This is a genomic window from Roseibium sp. 10G30-5, assembly GCF_055809635.1.
On the sequence record NZ_CM147918.1, the window covers coordinates 392,146 to 414,300 of the forward strand.

Genomic DNA, 22,155 nt, shown 5'->3' on the forward strand with positions numbered 1-22,155 from the left:
CAGATCTCAAAAGATCCAGTGCGACAACCGATCACCGTGCATCGTCTTGCAAAAGCGCCGTGTCTTCAACTCAGTTCAAGACTGCAAGCACGCTTGGGATCAAACGCCCAAGCGAGCCGTACGAGCGGCCTTCAGATCCGCAAAATCCTCACCCGCATGGTGGGACGAACGGGTCAGCGGGCTGGCTGAAACCTTCAAAAAGCCCTTGGCATAAGCAATGCGCTCATAAGCCTTGAACTCATCTGGCGTGATGAAAGACAGCACGGGGTGATGCTTCTTTGAAGGCTGGAGATATTGTCCAACCGTCAGAAAATCAACATCTGCGACGCGCAAATCGTCCATGAGCTGCAACACTTCGTTGCGTTCTTCACCCAGGCCAACCATGATTCCGGATTTGGTGAACATCTGAGGATCAAGTTCCTTGACGCGCTCCAGAAGCCGGATCGAGTGGTAATACCGCGCGCCAGGACGCACCTTGAGGTATTTCGAGGGCACTGTTTCAGGTTGTGGTTGAAGACGTCCGGACGGGCCTCAACGACAATTTCCAAAGCGCCATCCTTGCGCAGAAAATCAGGTGTCAGCACCTCAACGGTTGTCTTCGGCGATGCTGCACGGATAGCATTGATGACATTGGCGAAATGCGTTGCACCGCCATCGTCCAGATCATCGCGGTCCACCGACGTGATCACGACGTGCTCAAGCTCCATACGAGCCACCGCATCGCCGATCATGGCCGGTTCGTTCTGGTCGACAGCCCCCGGCATACCGGTACGCACGTTGCAGAAAGCGCAAGCGCGCGTGCATGTGTCCCCCAGGATCATGAAGCTGGCGTGCTTCTTGGACCAGCATTCGCCGATATTGGGACACCCGGCTTCCTCGCACACGGTCACCAGACCGTTCTTGCGCACCAGATCGTGGGTTTCCTTGTAGACAGGCGACGTCGGCGCCTTGACGCGGATCCACTTCGGTTTACGCATCACCGGGTTGTCCGGGCGATGCGCCTTTTCCGGATGACGCGGGCGCACCACCGGCTGCTCGCTGATGGTGGCTTGCTTCGACAAATTATCGACGATCGTTACCATGGGCCTTACGTATCGCTCTTGTGTGTTTCGTCAAGGGATTGGCTTGCAGCTACTTCAGCAAACATCCATTGCGTCGATTAGAACAGTTTTTTCCAAACATAGAGAAACAGGACCGCCCCCACTGTGGAGACAATGAGCTGATCCAGGAACGCGTTTGTCGCGTTCAGCTTTAACAGACTGGACAACTCGCCGCCAACCAGGGCACCGATCAAGCCTACTACCAAATTGGTGAAGAATCCGCCACGGCTATTCAGAACTCGATGTGCGATTGTTCCCGCAATCAAGCCAACGATTATCCAGAGAATGAACGACATTCAAAGATCCTCATCGGCTTTATGCGCCTTAGTGACGTCGCCCTGCCTGCCTCAGGCCAGGATCCGCGCCACAAGCACCACAACAATTGCACCAATCGCCGCCACGACGATTTCGTTGACCCAGAAATTGCCCAGATTGACCGAGACACCGGTCGTCTGCACAAGAAATCCACCAACGAACGCACCGACAAGACCGGTAATCAGATAGCGAACCAGTCCGCCACCGCCCACGAGAAGGCTCGCAAGCCAGCCCGCAACCAATCCGATTGCACACCACACGAGAATGACAGAGAGAGTCATGTCAGTTCGATCCTTTTATTATCCCGGACATATTGTCTGAGAGATAACGCCAGTGGTGCAGCGAGGTTGCGGCCCATTGGGCCGCAACCTCGTGTCGTGTCAGTAGTTCAACGCACGCCCATAGGCATCCAGAACGCTTTCCTTCATCATCTCGGAAAGAGTCGGATGCGGGAAGACCGTGTGCATCAGCTCTTCTTCGGTCGTCTCCAGGTTCATGGCAACGACATAGCCCTGAATAAGCTCGGTGACTTCGGCACCCACCATGTGAGCCCCCAGAAGCTGACCGGTCTTTTCGTCAAAGACTGTCTTGATCAGCCCATCCGGTTCACCGAGAGCAATTGCCTTGCCGTTGGCCTGGAACGGGAAGCGCCCGACCTTGACCTTGTAACCGGCTTCCTTTGCTTTGGCTTCGCTAAGACCGACAGAAGCAACCTGCGGATGACAATAGGTACAGCCCGGAATCAGCGACTTGTCCATCGCATGAACATCCTTGCCGGCAATCTTCTCGACGCAGATAACACCTTCATGCTCGGCCTTGTGAGCCAGCATCGGCGGGCCTGCGACATCGCCAATGGCATAGATGCCGGAGACATTCGTGCGACCATAGCCATCAATCACCACGCAACCGCGTTCGATCTTGACGCCAGCCTCTTCCAGACCCAGGTTTTCGCTGTTGCCAACGACCCCAACGGCCGAAATAAGCTTTTCGGCCTTGAGTTCCTGCGTCTTGCCATCCTTGGTTTCTACCGTCGCAGTCACAGATCCACCGGACTTGACGACCTTCGACACCTTGGCATCCATGATGAACTTCAGGCCATGCTTTTCGAGCTGCTTCTTGGCGATACCGGAAATTTCCGTATCTTCCACCGGCATGATGTTGGACATCATTTCGATGACCGTCACATCAACACCCATGGTGTTGTAGAAGCTTGCGAACTCGATACCGATTGCACCCGAGCCCATCACGATGAGGGACTTCGGCATTTCTTTCGGCACCATCGCCTCGAAATAGGTCCAGATGTCCTTGCCATCCGGCTCGATGCCCGGAATCACGCGCGGGCGCGCACCCGTTGCAACGATGATGTGCTTGGCCTTGTAGGTCCCCTCACCCTTGACGCCCTTCGGCACCGGGTTCTGAGGTTCCATGACCTTCTTCTTGGTGGCCGTCACTGTGACTTCACCGGCTTTGGCAATCTTGCCTTCACCCCAGATCACATCGACCTTGTTCTTCTTCATGAGGTAGCCGACGCCGCCATTCAGCTGGCCGGATACGCCACGTGACCGCTTGATGACAGCCTCGGCATCAAAACCGATGTTGTCAGCCTTGAGGCCATAGTCCTTGGCGTGCTTCATGAAGTTGTAGATTTCAGCCGAGCGCAGCAGGGCTTTCGTCGGGATACAGCCCCAGTTGAGGCAGATGCCCCCGAGGTGTTCACGTTCAACGATTGCAGTCTTCAGCCCGAGCTGGGATGCACGAACAGCCGTAACATAGCCGCCCGGTCCCGAACCGATAATGATGACATCGTAGTTGTTGTCGGCCATCGTCGTTCCCTTGATCAGTCAATCGGAAGCGTGAGGACCCGCATCGGGTCCCCACATTCCTGGGGTTACTCAGACAAGCATGCTCATCGGGTTCTCGATGTATGCCTGAAGGCACCCAGCAGTTCCGCGCCCAGAGCCCCATCCACACAGCGGTGGTCGGTCGACAGTGTGACTGTCATCTGAGTGGAAACGGCCAGTGCACCGTCCTTGACCACAGCCCGCTTTTCACCGGCACCAATGGCCAGAATCGTTGCGTGCGGCGGATTGACGACAGCCGAGAAGCTCTTGACGCCCATCATGCCCATGTTGGACACGGCCGTGGTGCCACCCTGATACTCTTCAGGCTTGAGCTTACGCTCCTTGGCACGCTTGCCGAGATCCTTCATCTCATTGGAGATCACGGACAACGGCTTCATTTCGGCCTGACGGATGATCGGAGTGATCAGACCACCGGGGATCGAAACAGCCACACCGACGTCGGCATGCTTGTGCTTGACCATGTCATCGGCCGTCCAGGACACATTGGCGTCCGGAACATCACGCAGGGCAAGAGCCAGCGCCTTGATGACCATGTCATTGACCGACAGCTTGTAGGCAGGCTTGCCTTCGCTGTTCTTCGGAGCCGCGCCATTGAGCTGTGCACGCAGCGCCAGCAATTCTTCCAGATCGCAGTCAAGCGAAACGTAGAAATGCGGGATCGTCTGCTTGGATTCCGTCAGGCGCTTTGCAATTGTCTTGCGCATGCCATCGTGGGGAACCAACTCGTAGGAGCCTTCTTCGAACAGCTTGAGAACCTGCTCCTTCGACTGCCCGACTGGGGCTGCCGCCGCTGCGGCTGGGGCAGCACTCGGTGCAACCGCTGCATCCGCAGATACTGCCTTGCCTGTGCCGTTCTTGAGCGCAGCTTCGATGTCACGCTTAATCACCCGACCATGCGGACCCGAACCATCAACAGCCTTGAGGTCGAGGCTGTTCTGCTTGGCCAGACGACGTGCCAGCGGCGAAGCGAAGATACGCCCGCCATCAGCGGCCTTGGGTGCAGGACCGGCAGCAGGTGCGGGTGTGTCGCCGGCATTTGCCGGAGCAACGCCCGCATCGCCTGCGGTCGGAGCCGCTTTTTCAGACTTGTCAGCCGTGTCGGCTTTCGGAGCGGACGCATCAGCGTCCGACCCGGCATTTTCAAGCGCGCTTGCATCTTCGCCTTCTTCAAGCAGAAGAGCGATCAGCGCATTGACCTTGACGCCCGCCGTTCCATCCGGAACGACGATCTTGCCAACAGTCCCTTCATCGACAGCTTCCACTTCCATGGTCGCCTTGTCGGTCTCAATCTCGGCGATCACATCACCGGCAGAAACCGTATCGCCTTCCTTCACCAGCCACTTTGCGAGGTTGCCCTCTTCCATGGTTGGGGACAGGGCCGGCATCGTAATTTTGATTGGCATCGTCCGTACCCCTTGGCTTACGCAGTGTAGGTGACAGCGTTTACAGCCTCAATGACCTCTTGAACGTTTGGCAAAGCCAGCTTTTCGAGGTTGGCTGCATACGGCATCGGAACATCCTTGCCTGTGACACGCAGAATCGGTGCATCGAGATAATCGAAAGCAAGCGACTGTACCTGATAGGCGATTTCAGCCGAGACCGAGCAAATCGGATAGGCTTCTTCAACCGTCACAAGCCGGCCCGTCTTCTTGACCGATGCAATCACCGTGTCGATGTCCAGCGGACGAATAGTCCGCAGGTTGATCAACTCGACCGAAATGCCTTTAGCTTCCAGCTCTTCAACCGCCTTGACCGCGTAGGTCATACCGATGCCCCAGCTGACGATGGTGACATCCGTACCTTCACGCTCGACCTTGGCCTTGCCGATTGGCAGAACGAAATCGTCGATGTCCGGGATCTCGAAGGACTGGCCGTAGAGGATCTCGTTTTCCAGGAAGATGACCGGGTTCGGGCTGCGGATAGCAGCCTTCAGAAGGCCCTTGGCATCAGCAGCCGAATACGGCTGAACAACCGTCAGACCCGGAATGGCTGCATACCATGCCGCGTAATCCTGGCTGTGCTGTGCCGCAACACGGGCCGCAGCACCATTGGGACCACGGAACACCATCGGGGCGCTCATCTGGCCGCCAGACATATAGTGTGTCTTGGCAGCGGAGTTGATGATCTGGTCAATCGCCTGCATGGCGAAGTTGAACGTCATGAACTCGACGATGGGACGCAGACCTGCCATGGCCGCACCAACACCCAGACCGGCAAAGCCATGCTCGGTGATCGGTGTGTCGACGACGCGGCGTGCGCCGAACTCGTCCAGCAGCCCTTGCGTGATCTTGTAAGCGCCCTGGTATTCGGCGACTTCTTCACCCATGACGAAAACATTTTCATCACGGCGCATTTCTTCGGCCATCGCGTCGCGCAGGGCTTCACGAACGGTCGAGGTTTTCATTGGAGTGCCTTCCGGAATTTCCGGATCATCGGCAGGCTTGGATGCGGCAGGTGCAGCCGGAGCAGCCGGGCTTTCGGATTTCTCTTCCGAAGGCTTTTCTGCAGGAGCAGCAGCAGGCGACGATGTGTCGGCATTGTCGAGGGCGCTGGCGTCCTCGCCCTCTTCCAGAAGAAGAGCAATCTTGGTGTTCACCTTGACACCATCGGTGCCTTCGGCAACCAGGATCTTGCCAAGCGTGCCCTCGTCAACGGCTTCCACTTCCATGGTCGCCTTGTCGGTCTCGATCTCGGCAATCACGTCACCAGCGGAAACGGTATCGCCCTCGGATTTGACCCACTTGGACAGCTTACCTTCTTCCATGGTCGGCGACAGGGCCGGCATCAGAATATCAATCGGCATGGTCTTCCCCGCCTTATCGCAGAATTTCGGTAAAGAGTTCAGAAGCATCCGGCTCCGGATCGTTCTGAGCGAATTCAGCGGCCTCGGCCACGACAGCACGAACCTGCTTGTCGATGTCCTTCAGCTCGTCTTCGCTCGCCCAACCGGCGTCCAGAATACGCTTGCGGACCTGTTCGATCGGATCATGATCGGACCGCATCTTCTGCACTTCTTCCTTGGAGCGATACTTCGCCGGGTCAGACATGGAGTGACCACGATAGCGGTAGGTAATCATTTCAAGGATGTATGGCCCCTTGCCCGACCGACCATGCTCAAGAGCACGCTCACCGGCGGCCATCACAGCGCGCACATCCATACCATCGACCTGCTCGCCCGGAATGTCGAACGATGCACCGCGGTGCGACAGGTCAGTGGTTGCAGATGCGCGGGCAACGCTTGTGCCCATGCCGTACTGGTTGTTTTCGATAACGTAGACAACCGGCAGGTTCCACAGGCGAGCCATGTTGAAGCTCTCGTAGACCTTGGCCCTGATTGGCCGCGCCGTCACCGAAGAAGGTCAGCGACACGCCGTCGTTGCCCATGTAGCGGTTGGCGAATGCAAGACCGGTCCCGATTGGAACCTGTGCGCCAACGATACCGTGTCCACCGTAGAATTTCTTCTCTTCGGAGAACATGTGCATCGAGCCGCCCTTGCCCTTGGAGTAGCCTCCACGGCGGCCGGTCAATTCGGCCATGACGCCCTTCGGATCCATGTCCATGGCAAGCATATGGCCATGATCGCGGTACCCGGTGACCATCTGGTCATTGTCCTTCTTGGCCATTTGCAGACCAATCGCGACAGCTTCCTGACCGATGTAGAGGTGGCAGAACCCACCAATGAAGCCCATGCCGTAAAGCTGACCCGCTTTTTCTTCAAAGCGTCGGATCAGGAGCATCTCGCGATACGCGTGAAATTCCTGATCCTTGTCGAACTCGACGATCGCCGGAGCGGCTTGCGTGGCGGCTCCACGAGACCGGCTAGCGGTGCTGCCGGTAGATGACTTTTTCGCTGCAGCCATATCCCTCATCTCAAACTGACGTTTCCCGATTGGAAATCAAGCGGAAAGTAACCTGCGCTCATTGTCAATCCAAGAGCAAAGACTTTCGTTTTTTGGTGCTTGTAGCGCGCTGATTTCCTACACAAAAAGCCCTTTAACCAAATTCTGGTTAAACAACCATAATAAACTGTAATTCAGTTAACTGCCGCGTATTTGTGCCCGGGGCGCATAATGATGAGCTCGTCTTTCTTAACGAGTCCGAGGTTCATTCGGGCCTGCTCATCCAGCATATCGATGTTCAAACTGTCGGGACGCAACAACGCGACGCGTCGAGCGAGATCTTTTCGCTCTTTTACCAAATGATCAAGTGTTGATTGAAGTTCCTCCGCCTTGTGATCAATCTTTGCGCGACCGACCAATCCCCATTCGCCATTGACCGCATGATAGCCAAAATAGCCGAGAGCGAGCACGGAGAGGAGTGAAATGACAAGGCTTCGAAGTTTGCTTTTTTTATATTGGCGGGTCGTTGCAGACACAGTGGACCTACTTGATACGAAGGGTCTTTTGCCGAAATTATGGGTCAGCGTGGTTAAGGGGAAGTTTCCCGGAGCAGCAGAATTGAGCTGTTTTCCGCGCCACAAAAAAGAGAGGTGGCCCAATGACCACCTCCCCCAATTTTTTCCAACATGATTTCATGCAATTAGCCTGCCTGAGCGAGACGCGCCAATTTCGACAGAATTGTTGCAGCTCCCTTCAGGCGGGTCTCGGTATCAGCCCAGTCGCGGGTCAGAACAATCTTCTGGTCGGGGCGAATCTTTGCCAGCACACCTTGTTCTGTGATGTAAGCCACCAATCCTGCGGGATTGGCAAATTCGCCGTTGCGGATGGTGATGACGATTCCCTTCGGACCTGCATCGACCTTTTCGATGTTTGCCTTGCGGCATAGCCCCTTGATGAAGACGATTTTCAACAGGTGTTGCACTTCTTCCGGTAACGAGCCGAATCGGTCGATCATCTCGGCCCCGAAGGCATCAATCTCATCCGCCTCACTCAAATCCCCCAGCCGGCGATAGAGCGATAGGCGCAATTGCAGGTCCGGCACGTATGGCTCAGGGATAAGCACCGGCGTGCCGATATTGATCTGCGGCGACCATTGTTCGTCGCCAAGGCTTTCGCCACCGTCCTTGAGTTGTGCAACCGCCTCTTCCAGCATCTGCTGATACAGTTCGAACCCGACTTCCTTGACGTGGCCCGACTGCTCCTCGCCCAGCAAATTGCCCGCGCCACGAATATCGAGATCATGACTGGCCAGCTGAAAGCCTGCGCCGAGGGTCTCAAGCGACTGCAACACCTTGAGGCGCTTTTCTGCGCCCGGCGTCAGCTTCTTGTTGGCGGGCACCGTGAACAGAGCATAAGCACGCGTCTTGGATCGTCCGACGCGACCGCGCAACTGGTACAATTGTGCCAGACCGAACATATCAGCCCGGTGTACAATCAGCGTGTTGGCCGTGGGAATATCCAGTCCCGATTCAACGATAGTGGTCGACAAAAGCACGTTGTACTTGCCCTCGTAGAAGGCATTCATGACGTCTTCCAGTTCGCTGGGCGGCATCTGTCCATGGGCCACGGCGACTTTCAGTTCCGGCACACTGTTTTCCAGAAACTCTCGTCGCTCGGCCAGATCAGACAGGCGCGGACAGACATAAAAGCTCTGGCCACCGCGGTAATGCTCGCGCAGGAGCGCCTCGCGCACCACCATCGCGTCGAACGGAGAAACGAAGGTGCGCACTGCAAGCCGGTCTACCGGCGGGGTCGCAATCAGTGACAGTTCCCGCACGCCGGTCAAGGCAAGCTGCAAGGTCCTCGGAATTGGTGTGGCCGACAAGGTCAACACATGTACATCCGACTTCAATTCCTTGAGTCGTTCCTTGTGCTTGACGCCGAAATGCTGCTCTTCATCAATGATCAGCAGCCCCAGATCTCGGAATTGCACACTCTTGCCGAGCAGTGCGTGGGTGCCCACGACAATATCAATCGAACCGTCTGTCAGACCCTTTTTGACCCGGGACAATTCCTTGGTCGGCACCAGACGCGAGGCATGGGCGACATTGATCGGCAACCCGTGAAAGCGCTCTGAGAAGGTGCGAAAGTGCTGGCGTGACAAAAGGGTCGTCGGCACGACAACCGCCACCTGACGGCCGGACATCGCCGCAACGAAAGCCGCGCGCAGCGCCACCTCCGTCTTGCCAAAGCCCACATCGCCACACACCAGACGATCCATCGGTCGACCCGAATTCAAATCGCTGAAAATCGACTCAATGGCCGACATCTGATCGTCGGTTTCGTCATAAGGAAAGCGCGACGAGAACTCGTCATAGACGCCTTGTGGCACATCCACCACCGGGGCGGTTTTCAAGGCGCGTGCAGCCGCTGTCTTGATCAGCCCATCGGCAATTTCAAGAATGCGTTTCTTGAGCTTGGCCTTGCGCGCCTGCCAGCCGCCACCGCCCAGCTTATCGAGCTGGACTTCGGTGTCTTCCGAGCCATAGCGTGACAGCAACTCGATGTTTTCAACGGGCAAATAAAGGCGATCAGAGCCTGCATATTGCAGTTCGAGACAATCATGCGGCGCACCGACCGCTTCAATGGTCTTCAGACCGATGAAGCGGCCAATGCCGTGATCGACATGAACGACAATGTCACCTTCCGACAGACCCGTCGCTTCGGTGATGACATTGGCCCCCTTCGACTTGCGCCGTGTCTTGCGCACCAGCCGATCGCCGAGAATATCCTGTTCGCCAATGAAAACGACATCTTCAACTTCAAAGCCGTGTTCGATGCCGAGAATACTCAGACCGGTATTCGGCTTTGGCAACGTCAGCAGCTGCTGGTAGCTGGAGACGTTGTTGGCAGCCGTCAGACCATGATCGCCCAGGATCTGGCTCAAACGATCAAGAGAGCCCTCCGACCAGCAGGCAATAACGGTGCGTTTGCCCTGCTTCTTTTGCTCGGAGACATATTTCGCCAGCGCGTCAAAGATGTTGACGTCACCTGATGCCCGCTCTGCAGCAAAGCTGCGGCCTTCGCGACCTCTAAGGCTGACAACATCGCGGCCCGAAGCCAGGCGGCGGTGTGAAAGGATCCATTGCCGCCGTCGCAGTATCCGCCAGACGTGCGGTCCATTCCTCGCCGCGCAAATAGAGGTCGTGCGGCTCGACAGGCATGTAAGGCACAGAGCCGCTGGTCTCTCCAGCATCACGCGCATCACTGCGGGCTTGATAATGCTCGCGGATTTGTTCCAGCCGCTCGCGCACCACATCCTCGGCATGGGTGTCCAGCACCACCGGTGTCTCACCGATATAGTCGAACAATGTTTCCAGATGGTCGTGGAACAGCGGCAGCCAGTGCTCCATTCCGGCGTAGCGACGCCCTTCGCTGATCGACTGATACAGCACATCATCGCGGCGCGCGGCGCCAAAACGAGAAAGATAGCCACGGCGGAAATGAGACACCGCCTCTTCCGTCAGGACGACTTCGCTCATCGGCACCAGATCAAGCTGCTTCATCTGTTTCAGCGTGCGCTGGCTGTCCGGGTCGAAAGAGCGAATTGATTCGAGCGTATCGCCGAAAAAATCCAGTCGTACAGGATCGTCCGATCCCGGAGAATACAGGTCAACGATGCCGCCTCGTACGGCATATTCCCCGGTTTCACGCACCGTCGGCGTGCGCGAAAACCCGTTCTGCTCCAACCAAGGTGCTGATGGCATCCATTTCAATCTGGTTGCCCGGGCGCATCGACAGCGCTTGCGCTGCCATCCAGGTGCGATTGGGCATTCGCTGCACAGCTGAATTGGCGGTGGTCAGCAAGACAGACTTGCCAGTCTTGGGCACGCCGCGCGCCAGTTCTCCGAGTGCCAGCAGGCGTCGCGCGCTGATGGCCGGGTTGGGCGACACGCGGTCGTAGGGCAGACAATCCCAGGCTGGAAGCTGCAAAACCGTGACATCCGGTGCAAAAAACGCCAGCGCCTCGGTGATCATCTGCATACGCGTGGCATCACGCGCAACGAAAACCAGAGACAGGCCATCCTGGTCTGTCTCGCTCAGGATGCGCGAGAGAGCATAAGCCTCCCCACCATCGGGAACACTGGTAAGGGTGATGTTGGCACTGGTGCTTCAGAAGGCTTTCAAACACGGAAGTATCATCCTTATGGCGCAATTAAACGAAAAAGAGATCAGCCACGCTTGGCGTTGCGGGCTTCAATCTCGGCTTCATGATAGGCAATCAGGCGTCGGTAAAACGGCCCGTCCACGGCTTCCGGCAAAGGTTTGCGCCCGGTGATCCACGCATAAAGATCCTGATCATTGATCTCCAGCAGCTGTTCAAGTTCGTCGAGTTCCGCTTCGCTCAAGCGATCGATCTCGGCTTCAACAAAGCCACCCAGCAACAAATCCATTTCTTTCATGCCGCGGTGCCAGCAGCGAAACTGAATACGCTTCAGGCGCGGGGCCCGATCACTGGGGCTGATGCTTGAAGATGTGTCTTGTGTCGTCATGGTGGCGTGCCCTTGGCGTCTCATGAAAAGGCTTCACGACCCGCAAACAGCGGTGCAAAGCGATAAGTGGTCTGGCGCCCGGACAGGGCGTGAGATCGGAAGTTTGCCGTATATAGCGGCTGTGTATCGTTCTGTCAGCTTCCAGCTTGAAGAAAAGGAGAACATATTGCGTACATGGCACGCTTCGTGTCAAAACACTGGTCATGTGCCGGTCTCGCTTGGGGCCACATCGACACCCGCAAACTTTCTTTCGCAAAGGCAGTGCCGACCCAATGCGCCCTTCGGTTCTTGACCCTCTCTTTGCCACCGTCACGTCCCTGCCCGGCATCGGTCCCAAGATCGCGCAGATCATCAACGGACTTGTGGCGACGTCCGCGGAACGGGAAGCAACGGTCGCCGACCTGCTGTTCCATCTGCCCGCGAGCGTTATCGACAGACGTCACCGCCCCGGCATCGCCTACAGTCAGAACGGCGAAATTGTCACCATGGAAGTGGTTGTCGATCGGCATTTCCCCGCCCCAGCCCGTGGGTCAAAGGCGCCCTACCGGGTGAGTGCCCACGACGAAACGGGACAGATCACCTTCGTGTTCTTTCACCCACGTCGCGACTGGCTGGAAAAAATGCTGCCGATCGGCGAAACTCGCGTGGTCTCGGGCAAGGTGGAATGGTTCAACGAGCGTCCACAGATGGTTCACCCGGATTATATCGTCAGCCCGGAAGAGGCTGCGGCCATGCCGAGCGTCGAGCCGATCTATCCGATGACGGCCGGTTTGAGCCCCAAGACCTTGCAAAAAGCTCTGTCTGCCGCGTTGGAACGTGTGCCCACACTGCCCGAATGGCTGGATGATGCCTTGCTGCGTCGCGACCAATGGCCGCCCTTTGACGAGGCTCTGACAACCGTGCACCGCCCACAGGAACAGCAGGATATCAATCCGGAAGCCGTCTATTTGCAACGGCTGGCTTATGACGAGTTGCTGGCGAAGCCAGGTTGCACTCGCCATGGTGCGCGCCAAGATGCAGCCAGGTCGGCGGTCTGGTCCGCAAACCATCCGGCAAACTGCAACGCCGTATCATCGACGCGCTTCCTTTCGGACTGACAGAAAGCCAATCGCGCTCGATTGACGAAATCAATACGGATCTGGCCAAGCCGATTCGCATGTTGCGGCTTTTGCAAGGAGATGTTGGCGCTGGCAAAACCGTTGTCGCGCTGGCGGCGCTGGCACAGGTGATCGAAAGCGGCGCGCAAGGCGCGCTGATGGCACCGACTGAAATTTTGGCGCGGCAGCACTTTGCCTCTCTCTCTGAACTTGCCGAGAAGGTTGGCATCCGCATTGCGCTGACAACGGGCAAGGACACCGCCCGCAGTCGGCGTGAGATCCAGGAAAAACTGCTGGCGGGTGACATCGACCTGATCATTGGCACACACGCCCTGTTTCAAGGCACGATCCAGTTCAAGAACCTTGGGCTGGTGGTCGTGGATGAGCAACATCGCTTCGGTGTGCACCAGCGCCTTGCGCTTTCGGCCAAGGGAGCTGCTGTCGATGTGTTGGTGATGACGGCAACGCCTATTCCGCGCACGCTGTTGCTATCGTCCTTCGGCGACATGGACGTCTCACGCCTGACCGACAAGCCGGCAGGCCGCAAGCCGATCAAGACGGTCTCCGTTTCACTGGATCGGCTGGAGGAAATCATCGGCCGCGTACGCGCCGCCATTGCCGAGGGCCAGAAAGTCTATTGGGTGTGTCCGCTGGTTGAAGAGTCCGAAAAGATCGACCTTGCTGCCGTCGAGGATCGACACCGAGTACTGGAACAGGCGCTGGGCCAACGCATCTCGCTTGTGCACGGACGCATGACGGCAGATGAAAAAGACACGGCAATGAGTGCTTTCAAAGGCAGCGCAACCCGCGTTCTCGTTGCCACCACGGTGATCGAGGTCGGCGTGGATGTACCGGATGCAACGATCATCGTCATTGAACACGCCGAGCGGTTTGGTCTGGCGCAGCTTCACCAGTTACGAGGCCGCGTTGGGCGGGGCGACAAGCCTTCATCCTGTGTGTTGTTGTACAAGGGACCGCTGGGCGAGACGGCAGGTGCCCGACTCAACATCATGCGACAGACCAACGACGGCTTTCTGATTGCGGAAGAGGATCTGAAACTGCGTGGTGGCGGCGAGATCCTTGGCACCCGTCAATCGGGCCTGCCGGGGTTTCGCATTGCCCATGCCGAGGCACATGCAGACCTGATGGAAATGGCGCGTGATGATGCGCGCCTGATCCTGCAAAAAGACCCGGAATTGCAGAGCGAGCGTGGCAAGGCACTGCGCTGCCTGCTCTATCTGTTCGGACGGGATGAGGCGATCCGGTTGTTGCGGGCGGGCTGACCGAGTGAAGCAGGCAGGCAGATCGCAAAGACGTTAAATGACGTTACGATCACAAGTTGCTCCGCCAGCGCATTGCACTTGCCCCTGAAGGCTTTCTGCTCTTTCACCATACCCAAGGCGTAGTGGCTACGCGCTTTCGCGCTGCTGCTGTTCGACCACCGAGGAAACAGCAGCGGGGTGCTGGACCGGAGGCGTCTTTTCACCCAATTGCGAAGCCAGTTTCGCAGGATAGTCGGGACTGACGAGCCCCGCCGAGATGACCAACTTGGCGGCGTCCTCGACACTCATCGACAATTCCATGATCTCATCCTTCCGAACAAAAAGAAGAAAGCCTGAGGTCGGATTGGGTGTTGTCGGCAGAAACACCGAGACCATGTCTGAACCCTCGCCATCATCTTCCGTCAGGCGCGAGGCCACTTCCCCCTTGGCGGAGGTGGCAATGAAAACGATGGCCCACAGACCCTTGCGCGGATATTCGATCAGTCCTGCCTTGGAAAAAGACTTCCCGCGCTGATCAAGAACTGTTTCAAAAATTTGCTTCAAGCCACTGTAAATATTGCGAACAAGCGGCATTCTGGCAACAATTCGCTCGCCATATCCAAGAAAGCTGCGGCCCATGATGTTGGCCGCCAGAAACCCGACAATGGTCAGCAGCACAAAAGCCACGATGAGGCCAAAGCCCGGCACCGAAAAGGGCAGATAGGTTTCGGGCCGATAGGCTTTGGGAACCACCGGCGTCATCCAGCGATCAACCCACTGAATGAATGTCCAGGTCAGCCAAAGCGTGATCCCGATCGGGCCAGTCACCACCAGACCAGTCAGAAAATAATTACGCAAGCGCGTCGAAAAACGGTGCTTGACGCCACTAGAGACCCGATGTGGCGTTTCGGCCTTATCATCACCCTGCATTTACGAACTCACTCCAGAACGGGCTTTGCCCGGTTTCTTTTCTGTCAGTCTTTGCTGGCTTGTATAGTGCCGCAAGATGTAACTTATGCTACTGAGACAACCGATTTTAGTCGCGACCGCAAGTCCTCATTGTTTTCAGGACTGCCCAAACAGGAGGCACTCGCGTGCATCGCACAACATACAAGGTTCTTGGCTTCGGTTGCATTGGCCTTGGCATCATCGGCGCTGTGCTGCCCCTGATGCCGACGACGATCTTTATCATCATGGCCGCAGGTTGCTTTGCCAAATCCTCGCCGGAAATGGAAGCACGTCTGCTCAACCACCCGCGCTTTGGCCCAATGGTGATCAACTGGCGCGAAAACCGAAGCATTCCGCCGAAGGCCAAAGCAATGGCTGTGGGCGGCATGACCATCGGCTATATCGGTTTCTATCTTGGCGCACGCCCATCCCTGATGTGGGCACTGATCGTCGCGGCGGTTTTTCTCGCCTGTGCCGCGTATGTTCTGTCGCGCCCCTCCTACGGCAGAGCAAAGTCGGAGGATGTCGAGGTCTGAGGTGCGCCCGCCTCAGACAGATTGTCACTCGTCTTCGATCAGCCGCTTTGAGCGTGTGACGACGGCATCGACGCCATAGCCAAGCCCGTCATAAAAGCCCATTGCCTGCTCATTATCTGACCGCACAAACAAATTGACCTTCGCACAACCAAGATCTTTCAACAGTTCTTCGCAGTGCTGCATCAGCAGACGACCACATCCAGCCTTCCTGTCTGTTTCGGCCACGCACAGATAATAGATCGAGCCGCGATGACCATCGTAGCCGACCATCACTGTGCCAGCCAAACGTGGAGCTGGCTCCGTACCGTCGACCAGCAGCAGAAATTTTCCAACAGGATCGCTCTGCTTGCGATCAATATCCTTGCCCGGATCGTTACAGGGACGTGTCAGGCCACTTTCTTGCCACAACGCAATCACAGCGTCGCGCCACCCTGACGTAAACGCAATGATCTCATAGTGCGCGCGCCCTGTCATTCGACAGTCACGGACTTGGCCAGATTACGCGGCTGATCGACATCCGTTCCCATGAAAATTGCCGTGTGATAGGCCAGCAACTGCACCGGAATGGCATAGAGAATCGGCGCGACGAACTCCGGCACGTCCGGCATCACGATGATATCCTTCGGCGCATCGCCAGATGCCTGCGCACCACGCTCATTGGTGATCAGGACAATCTGACCACCGCGGGCTGCCACTTCCTGCATGTTGGACACGGTTTTCTCGAAAATCCCATCGTAGGGCGCGACAACGATAACCGGCATAGCCTCGTCAATCAACGCAATGGGGCCGTGCTTCAACTCGCCTGCGGCATAGCCTTCGGCATGGATGTAGGACAGTTCCTTAAGCTTCAAGGCGCCTTCAAGAGCCAACGGATAATTGGTGTTGCGGCCCAGATAAAGCGCGCTTTGAGCGCGTGACAGGCGATGTGCCAACGGCTCGATGGCGGCTTCGCTCTTCAGCGCCTGCACCGCAAGCCCCGGGGTTGCCGCGAGGGCGTCCACGAGTTCCCCTTCCTGCTCCGCATTCAACACACCGCGCAAGCGCCCAGCCTGAACGGCGAGCGCTGCCAGAACCGTCAACTGACAGGTAAACGCCTTGGTTGAGGCCACACAGATTTCCGGGCCTGCCATGGTCTGGAAGAAGACATCGGCTTCGCGGGCAATGGTGCTTTCGGGCACATTGACGATAGCCCCGACACGCGCGTCATTCTGCTTGCAATAGCGGAGTGCCGCCAGTGTATCGGCTGTCTCGCCCGACTGCGAAATGAACAGTGCGAAATCCTTGTCACTGACCGGAGCTTCCCGGTAGCGTAATTCGGAGGCGAAATCGATTTCCACCGGCAGGCGCGCATAGCGTTCGAACCAGTATTTCGCCACCAGAGCGGCAAGATAGCCCGTGCCACACGCCGACAGAATGATGCGCTGAATGCCTGCAAAATCGGCGTGTTCAATGCCTGTTACATTCACCTTGCGCGCAGCAAGATCAATGTAGCATGACAAGGTGTGCCCGATGACTTCCGGCTGCTCGAACATTTCCTTCGCCATGAAATGACGATGACTGCCCTTGTCCATCAAGGATGCTGTCACCGACGAACGGCTTTCCGGACGTGAGACAGGCTGATTTGTGCTATCAAGGATCTCAGCGCCAGCCCGGGTGAGCACAACCCAGTCGCCTTCGTCCAGATATGTGATGCGATCGGTAAAGGGCGACAGCGCAATGGCATCCGACCCCAGAAACATTTCCCCTTCACCGTGCCCAATGGCGAGAGGCGAGCCCTTGCGCGCGCCGATCAACAGATCGTCTTCGCCTTCAAACAGGAACGCCAGCGCAAAAGCGCCATGCAGACGCGGTAACACGGTGGCAACCGCCTCGCGAGGCGACACGCCCTTGTCGAGTTCGCGGTTGACCAGATGGGCCACGACTTCCGTGTCTGTTTCCGTTTGAGTGTGGATGTCCTGCGCCGCCATTTCCCGGCGAAGGTCCAGATAGTTCTCGATGATACCATTGTGAACGACGGCCACACGACCTGCCTGATGTGGATGAGCGTTGGCGCGGGTGGCTCCACCATGGGTGGCCCACCGTGTGTGCCCAATGCCGGACGTCCCATCAAGCGGTGATTCACTCAGCACGGCCTCCAGATTGCGCAGCTTGCCTTCAGCACGTCGCCGATCCAGCGCACCCGCTTCCACCGTGGCAATGCCAGCAGAATCATAACCGCGATATTCCAACCGCTTCAGCGCATCCACAAGCCGTGGAGCGACAGCCGTCGATCCCAGTATGCCAACAATACCACACATGAGAGACTATCCTTTTTCCCAAAAAAGAAACCCTGCGCCCAATTAACCGATCGGGCGCAGGGATCTGAAATCAAACCCTGTTTCAGTTCGTTGCAGAACCGCGGTCACAAACGCTTAATTTCCGCATGGCGCAACGATTGGTATTATCAGGACGGCGTTTCGCCCGCTTTGGATGCCTTTACCGCCTTGAAGCGAGCCCGCAACTCCCCGGCCCGACCCGGCTTTTCCGTCTGACGGCTGCGGCCAATCACCAGCGCATCGTCGCTGACATCTTCCGTCACCGTGCTGCCTGCGGCAACGGACACCCCATCACCAAGGATCAGCGGTGCAACCAGCGTCGCGTTGGAGCCAACAAACACGTTGGAACCAATCACCGTACGCTCCTTGTTGAAGCCATCGTAGTTGCAAGTAATCGTACCCGCCCCGACATTGGTCCCGGATCCCAGATCCGTATCACCTATGTAGCTGAGATGATTGACCTTGGTGCCCGCCCCGACCTTGGAGTTCTTGATCTCCACGAAATTGCCGACATGAACACCGTCTGCCAAATCCGCACCCGGGCGTAGCCGCGCATAAGGACCCAGCGTACTTGCGGCCCCGACGGTCGCGCCTTCCAAATGCGAGAAAGCGCGCACCCGTACACCCGTCTTGACATGAACACCTGGCCCGAAAACCACATTCGGCTCAACGATCACATCCGGCTCAAGCACCGTATCATGCGAGAAATATACCGTTTCAGGGGCCTGCAATGTCACGCCGCTCTCCATAGCCGCAAGACGAGCACGGCTTTGGAAAACGGTTTCACATGCAGCCAATTGTGCACGCGTGTTGATGCCCAGGAACTCTGATTCCGGCTCGACGACGGCCCCAACCTTCAACCCACGTTCATTGGCGATTTGAACGGCGCTGGTCAGATAAAACTCGCCCTTGGCATTGTCATTCTCGATAGCGTCAAGCAGTGACAGAAGATGAGTTCCACGAAAGCCCATGACGCCGGAGTTACAGAGCGTTGTCTTCCGTTCGTCCTCGGTGGCGTCTTTTTCCTCACGGACAGCGACCAACCGGCCCCCTTCCATCAGCAAACGACCATAGCCAAAGGGATTGACCGCCTCAAACCCTGCAACAACAACGTCCGTACCCTCAGCAAGCGTTCGCCGGATACGCGACACGGTTTCGGCCCGCACCAAAGGCGTATCACCAAACAACACGATGACATCGTCTGCCCCCTGCTCAAGCAGCGGCCGCGCAGCCAGCGTTGCATGTGCAGTCCCCAACCGGTCCACCTGCACAAAGGTCTGTACGGCAGGATCAAGTTTACTGATAACCGCTTCCAGCGCCTCCATTTCCGGGCCGACGATAACGGCTGTCTGGCTGGACCCGGTTGCCTGAAGCATTTTCAGAATATGCCCGACCATAGGCAAGTTTGCCACTTCATGCAGGACTTTCGGCAAGCCGGATTTCATCCGTGTGCCATTCCCGGCGGCCAATACGATGGGTAAGAAACTACGCGTGGTCATCTGGGCCTCACAAATGGCTGATCATTCAAAAGCGACGGTCGGTGGAACATGCCTGCCCGGACCATTTTCACGCTGTATAAAAGGCTCAAAGCCAGCGGCCAACAGGCAATCACCGATTTAACGTGAGAAACACGGCAGACCTCGGTCTTTTCCAAAACAGGACGGATAAAAATTCGTGATGCAGTCGTCTCAGGTCACCTCATGCTTGCCACAAAATCACGGCGGCAGCCCCGCATTTTTCACAGCACTATTCATTTCCGAGCCTTGAAGAAACGACCAAGTGGCGGCAGCGATTTGCGTCAGGCCCCGCGCCCAACACTGGTAAGTGCTGCAATTATCGGAGAAAGCTCAGGAAATCTCGCGGAAACTCGCAATTTTTCATCTGCTTCGATTGTTCGTTAACCATAATTACAGTCATATCCGAGACAGTAAGCGGATGAGATTCGCTTGATCAGGACTTGAGCAACATTGCCGGCGCACGTGAAGCAGCAGCCACTTCAAGACAGGATAGGTCAAACACTGACCTCCCAACGCCTCATGATGATTTCATGGGGGGCTGGTGCTGTCGTATTTGGCGTTGTGGCTTTCACAGCAATTAATTTCAAGACAGCCCCCGACTTACAGCCTCTTTCACCGCAAGAAATTGCACTCCCCCTCCGGTGACGTGACCAGCACGTCGTCAATCCGCAGTGGTGGCAAAACGGTCACGGTTGGTATTCTTCCCGCCAATGAAGCAGACCCGGACCAAGCCGACAATGCCATGGCTATTCAAGGTTTAAGCGAGAATGTCGCAGGCCTGAAAGATAGTCTTGGTGCAGTGACGGCGCAAAATCAGGATTTGCAGACCCGCCTTGCCTCTCTGGAAGGGCGCGTGCGGCGGCTGGAGCAGGAAACTGCGGCATTAAAGATGGCAGATCCCCATGCGAAGCAGACTTCGCTCACCCCATCTGCAATGCCACAAACCGTTCACCAGACCATCCGCACCATTCCATCGGCACCCATGGTTCAGTCTCGCAAGGTGGCGAGCACCGAGCCGTCCCCCGCTCTGGTGCCAGTCATGCGACGGCACAAAAAATTGCTCAAGAGAAAAAGCGCCACACGCAAGAGGCCATTCACCCCATCATCTCCCGCGCTGGCACGCAGACCAATGAGGCGCAGATGAAGGCGGCCATCAAGGCGGCTGAAGCGGCCTCCTCTCAAACTGGCTTCCCCGCACCACCAAGGGCCAAATTGCAGAAAATCGACTATCAGGCCCCCGTGCGCCTGCCAGGCTCGAATACAGATGCGGCAGATAACCTGACCACCGCCTCGATCGAGCGCCAGAACGACAGGAAGACACAGAAGGTCGCGCAGATCAGCAAACAGATCGCCACCCTGGAAAACGACCTGAAGATTTCACCAGCGGCGATGAAATCGGCCTCGGGCGACATTCAACGTAGCGATTTCGGTGTCACGCTCGGAACTTACATCAGCCACAAGAAGGCGATGACGGGGTGGGAGGCGTTCAAGCGCAGCAATGAGCAGTCTTCCAATTTCAAGATCCTGAAAGCCTTGCGCCCCTTGGTCACACCGTTGAATGACGGCGGCTTTGCCTTGCTGCTTGGTCCCTTCCCCAATGCCGCCGATGCAGTGAAATCCTGTCTGGAATTTCACATCGACGAGTCGAATTGCATGCCAACCCTCTACGCAAAAGCGCGAAGCGGTGCAGATACAAGCCGCCCCACAACACTGCCCTATCGGATGCTGGAAGCCTCACGTCGCTGAGACACGTCGTGAACCGTCCTGCGGGCCGCCATTCAACCGAGCTTGGCGAGCCCTGGAAACGTCTCCAGAAGCCAGAAGGACACGTCAGACAACTGGCCTGTGAGAAACAGGATTCCGGTCAGGATCAGCACGACCCCCATCGCCTTTTCAACGATGCCCATGTGACGACGGAAACGCTTCATGAAGCCCAGGAAAGGCCGTACGAAAATCGACGCCAGCAAAAACGGAATGCCCAGACCAAGGGCATAGGCCGCCAACAGGATCGCGCCAGTTGTCACCGTATGCTGAGAGGCCGCCACTGCCAAGATGGCGGACAGGATCGGGCCGATGCAGGGCGTCCAGCCAAAAGCGAATGCCAGACCAATGACATAGGCACCGAGCAGTCCTGCCGGTCGACGATCCACATGGACACGAGCCTCCCTATACAGAAGACTGATCCGGAACACGCCAAGAAAATGCAGACCCATAATGATGATGGCCGCCCCGGCGATCGAACTGAGTAGAGCGAGATGTTGTGCGACCAATTGGCCGATCAGGCTGGCACTTGCCCCCAGAATGACGAACACCGTGGCAAAGCCCAGAACAAACGCAATCGACGCGAAGAAAACGCGACGCCCGACATCACGGCCCGTTTCCCCCTCGCCGCTGGTCAGTTCGTCAAGAGAAACGCCTGCGAGAAACCCCAGGTAGGGCGGCACAAGAGGCAGGACACAGGGTGAGACGAAAGACAAAAGCCCGGCCAGCAGCGCACCCCAGATCGTTACATGTTCCAGCACACGCTTTTCCTTTCAAGAGACCTCACGGCCGCGCAAATTGCAAAGCGCGCAAACCTTTCGCTCTACATACCTGCAAGAGCGGGCAAGGCAAAGTCCCTGCGTCGCGTTTCCGCCATCTCGGACGCCCGCCAACGCGCAAGGCCGCGAGAACACGAACCGATATCGGACCTTGGAAAGCCTGTGAGCGAGACGCCCCACCAGCCTGATACACCCTTGCGAAACCGCAGGAGACACAAAAAGACCGGCACCATTCCGGGCCCGGTCTTTTCACACGTCCTGAAACTCATC

Annotated in this window: 15 protein-coding genes and 4 pseudogenes; 4 read left to right on the top strand and 15 right to left on the bottom strand. The window is 57.0% G+C overall.

The annotated features are described in order from the left end of the window. Positions 1-99: 99 nt before the first annotated feature. From lipA to AC0L7U_RS02060, 10 genes and pseudogenes are all read right to left on the bottom strand, one after another. Positions 100-1,082: pseudogene (gene lipA, locus AC0L7U_RS02015) on the bottom strand (lipoyl synthase). Positions 1,083-1,159: 77 nt separating this feature from the next. After that, positions 1,160-1,396, bottom strand: a complete 237-nt coding sequence (locus tag AC0L7U_RS02020; RefSeq protein WP_473693405.1) for a GlsB/YeaQ/YmgE family stress response membrane protein — start codon at positions 1,394-1,396, stop codon at positions 1,160-1,162. Between the two features lie 51 nt (positions 1,397-1,447). Then, positions 1,448-1,696, bottom strand: a complete 249-nt coding sequence (locus AC0L7U_RS02025; protein WP_473693407.1) for a GlsB/YeaQ/YmgE family stress response membrane protein — start codon at positions 1,694-1,696, stop codon at positions 1,448-1,450. Positions 1,697-1,795: 99 nt separating this feature from the next. Then, complete coding sequence (gene lpdA, locus AC0L7U_RS02030) at positions 1,796-3,238, bottom strand: dihydrolipoyl dehydrogenase (protein WP_473693409.1); 1,443 nt, start codon at positions 3,236-3,238, stop codon at positions 1,796-1,798. 83 nt (positions 3,239-3,321) lie between these two features. After that, entirely contained in the window at positions 3,322-4,680 is a 1,359-nt protein-coding gene (locus AC0L7U_RS02035; RefSeq protein ID WP_473693411.1) for a pyruvate dehydrogenase complex dihydrolipoamide acetyltransferase, read from the bottom strand. Between the two features lie 17 nt (positions 4,681-4,697). Continuing rightward, entirely contained in the window at positions 4,698-6,080 is a 1,383-nt protein-coding gene (locus tag AC0L7U_RS02040; protein WP_473693413.1) for a pyruvate dehydrogenase complex E1 component subunit beta, read from the bottom strand. A 13-nt stretch (positions 6,081-6,093) separates the two neighbouring features. Then, positions 6,094-7,015, bottom strand: a pseudogene (pdhA, locus tag AC0L7U_RS02045) (pyruvate dehydrogenase (acetyl-transferring) E1 component subunit alpha). 296 nt (positions 7,016-7,311) lie between these two features. Further along, positions 7,312-7,776, bottom strand: coding sequence for an FtsB family cell division protein (locus AC0L7U_RS02050; RefSeq protein ID WP_473693415.1), 465 nt, complete (start codon positions 7,774-7,776; stop codon positions 7,312-7,314). A gap of 41 nt (positions 7,777-7,817) precedes the next feature. Further along, positions 7,818-11,309 (bottom strand): annotated as a pseudogene (gene mfd / locus AC0L7U_RS02055) (transcription-repair coupling factor). 40 nt (positions 11,310-11,349) lie between these two features. Then, positions 11,350-11,670, bottom strand: coding sequence for an FAD assembly factor SdhE (locus tag AC0L7U_RS02060; RefSeq protein WP_473693417.1), 321 nt, complete (start codon positions 11,668-11,670; stop codon positions 11,350-11,352). A gap of 272 nt (positions 11,671-11,942) precedes the next feature. On the opposite strand from AC0L7U_RS02060, the pseudogene recG reads away from it, so the two are divergent. Then, positions 11,943-14,050 (top strand): annotated as a pseudogene (recG, locus tag AC0L7U_RS02065) (ATP-dependent DNA helicase RecG). Between the two features lie 126 nt (positions 14,051-14,176). Here the strand turns inward: recG and AC0L7U_RS02070 are convergent. Further along, a complete protein-coding gene (locus AC0L7U_RS02070) occupies positions 14,177-14,959 on the bottom strand; it encodes a DUF502 domain-containing protein (protein WP_473693419.1) in 783 nt (260 codons plus the stop codon). A 164-nt stretch (positions 14,960-15,123) separates the two neighbouring features. On the opposite strand from AC0L7U_RS02070, the gene AC0L7U_RS02075 reads away from it, so the two are divergent. After that, the gene (locus AC0L7U_RS02075) at positions 15,124-15,513 is read left to right on the top strand and encodes a YbaN family protein (protein WP_473693421.1); all 390 of its coding nucleotides are present in this window, start codon (positions 15,124-15,126) and stop codon (positions 15,511-15,513) included. A gap of 24 nt (positions 15,514-15,537) precedes the next feature. Here AC0L7U_RS02075 and AC0L7U_RS02080 read toward each other — a convergent pair whose 3' ends face one another. The 3 genes from AC0L7U_RS02080 to glmU form a co-directional block, all read right to left on the bottom strand. Continuing rightward, complete coding sequence (locus AC0L7U_RS02080) at positions 15,538-15,987, bottom strand: GNAT family acetyltransferase (RefSeq protein WP_473693423.1); 450 nt, start codon at positions 15,985-15,987, stop codon at positions 15,538-15,540. Continuing rightward, a complete protein-coding gene (gene glmS, locus AC0L7U_RS02085) occupies positions 15,984-17,810 on the bottom strand; it encodes a glutamine--fructose-6-phosphate transaminase (isomerizing) (RefSeq protein ID WP_473693425.1) in 1,827 nt (608 codons plus the stop codon). The genes AC0L7U_RS02080 and glmS overlap by 4 nt, the downstream gene beginning before the upstream one ends. 146 nt (positions 17,811-17,956) lie before the next feature. Beyond that, on the bottom strand, positions 17,957-19,327 hold the full coding sequence (gene glmU / locus AC0L7U_RS02090; protein WP_473693427.1) for a bifunctional UDP-N-acetylglucosamine diphosphorylase/glucosamine-1-phosphate N-acetyltransferase GlmU: 1,371 nt from the start codon (positions 19,325-19,327) through the stop codon (positions 17,957-17,959). A 559-nt stretch (positions 19,328-19,886) separates the two neighbouring features. On the opposite strand from glmU, the gene AC0L7U_RS02095 reads away from it, so the two are divergent. Next, entirely contained in the window at positions 19,887-20,489 is a 603-nt protein-coding gene (locus tag AC0L7U_RS02095; protein WP_473693429.1) for a hypothetical protein, read from the top strand. Continuing rightward, positions 20,486-21,091, top strand: a complete 606-nt coding sequence (locus AC0L7U_RS02100; RefSeq protein WP_473693431.1) for a hypothetical protein — start codon at positions 20,486-20,488, stop codon at positions 21,089-21,091. The genes AC0L7U_RS02095 and AC0L7U_RS02100 overlap by 4 nt, the downstream gene beginning before the upstream one ends. A gap of 32 nt (positions 21,092-21,123) precedes the next feature. On the opposite strand, the gene AC0L7U_RS02105 is transcribed toward AC0L7U_RS02100, so the two are convergent. Further along, positions 21,124-21,867 carry a cytochrome c biogenesis CcdA family protein gene (locus AC0L7U_RS02105; RefSeq protein WP_473693433.1) on the bottom strand — a complete coding sequence of 248 codons (744 nt, stop codon included), beginning with the start codon at positions 21,865-21,867 and terminating at the stop codon, positions 21,124-21,126. Between the last annotated feature and the right edge of the window lie 288 nt (positions 21,868-22,155).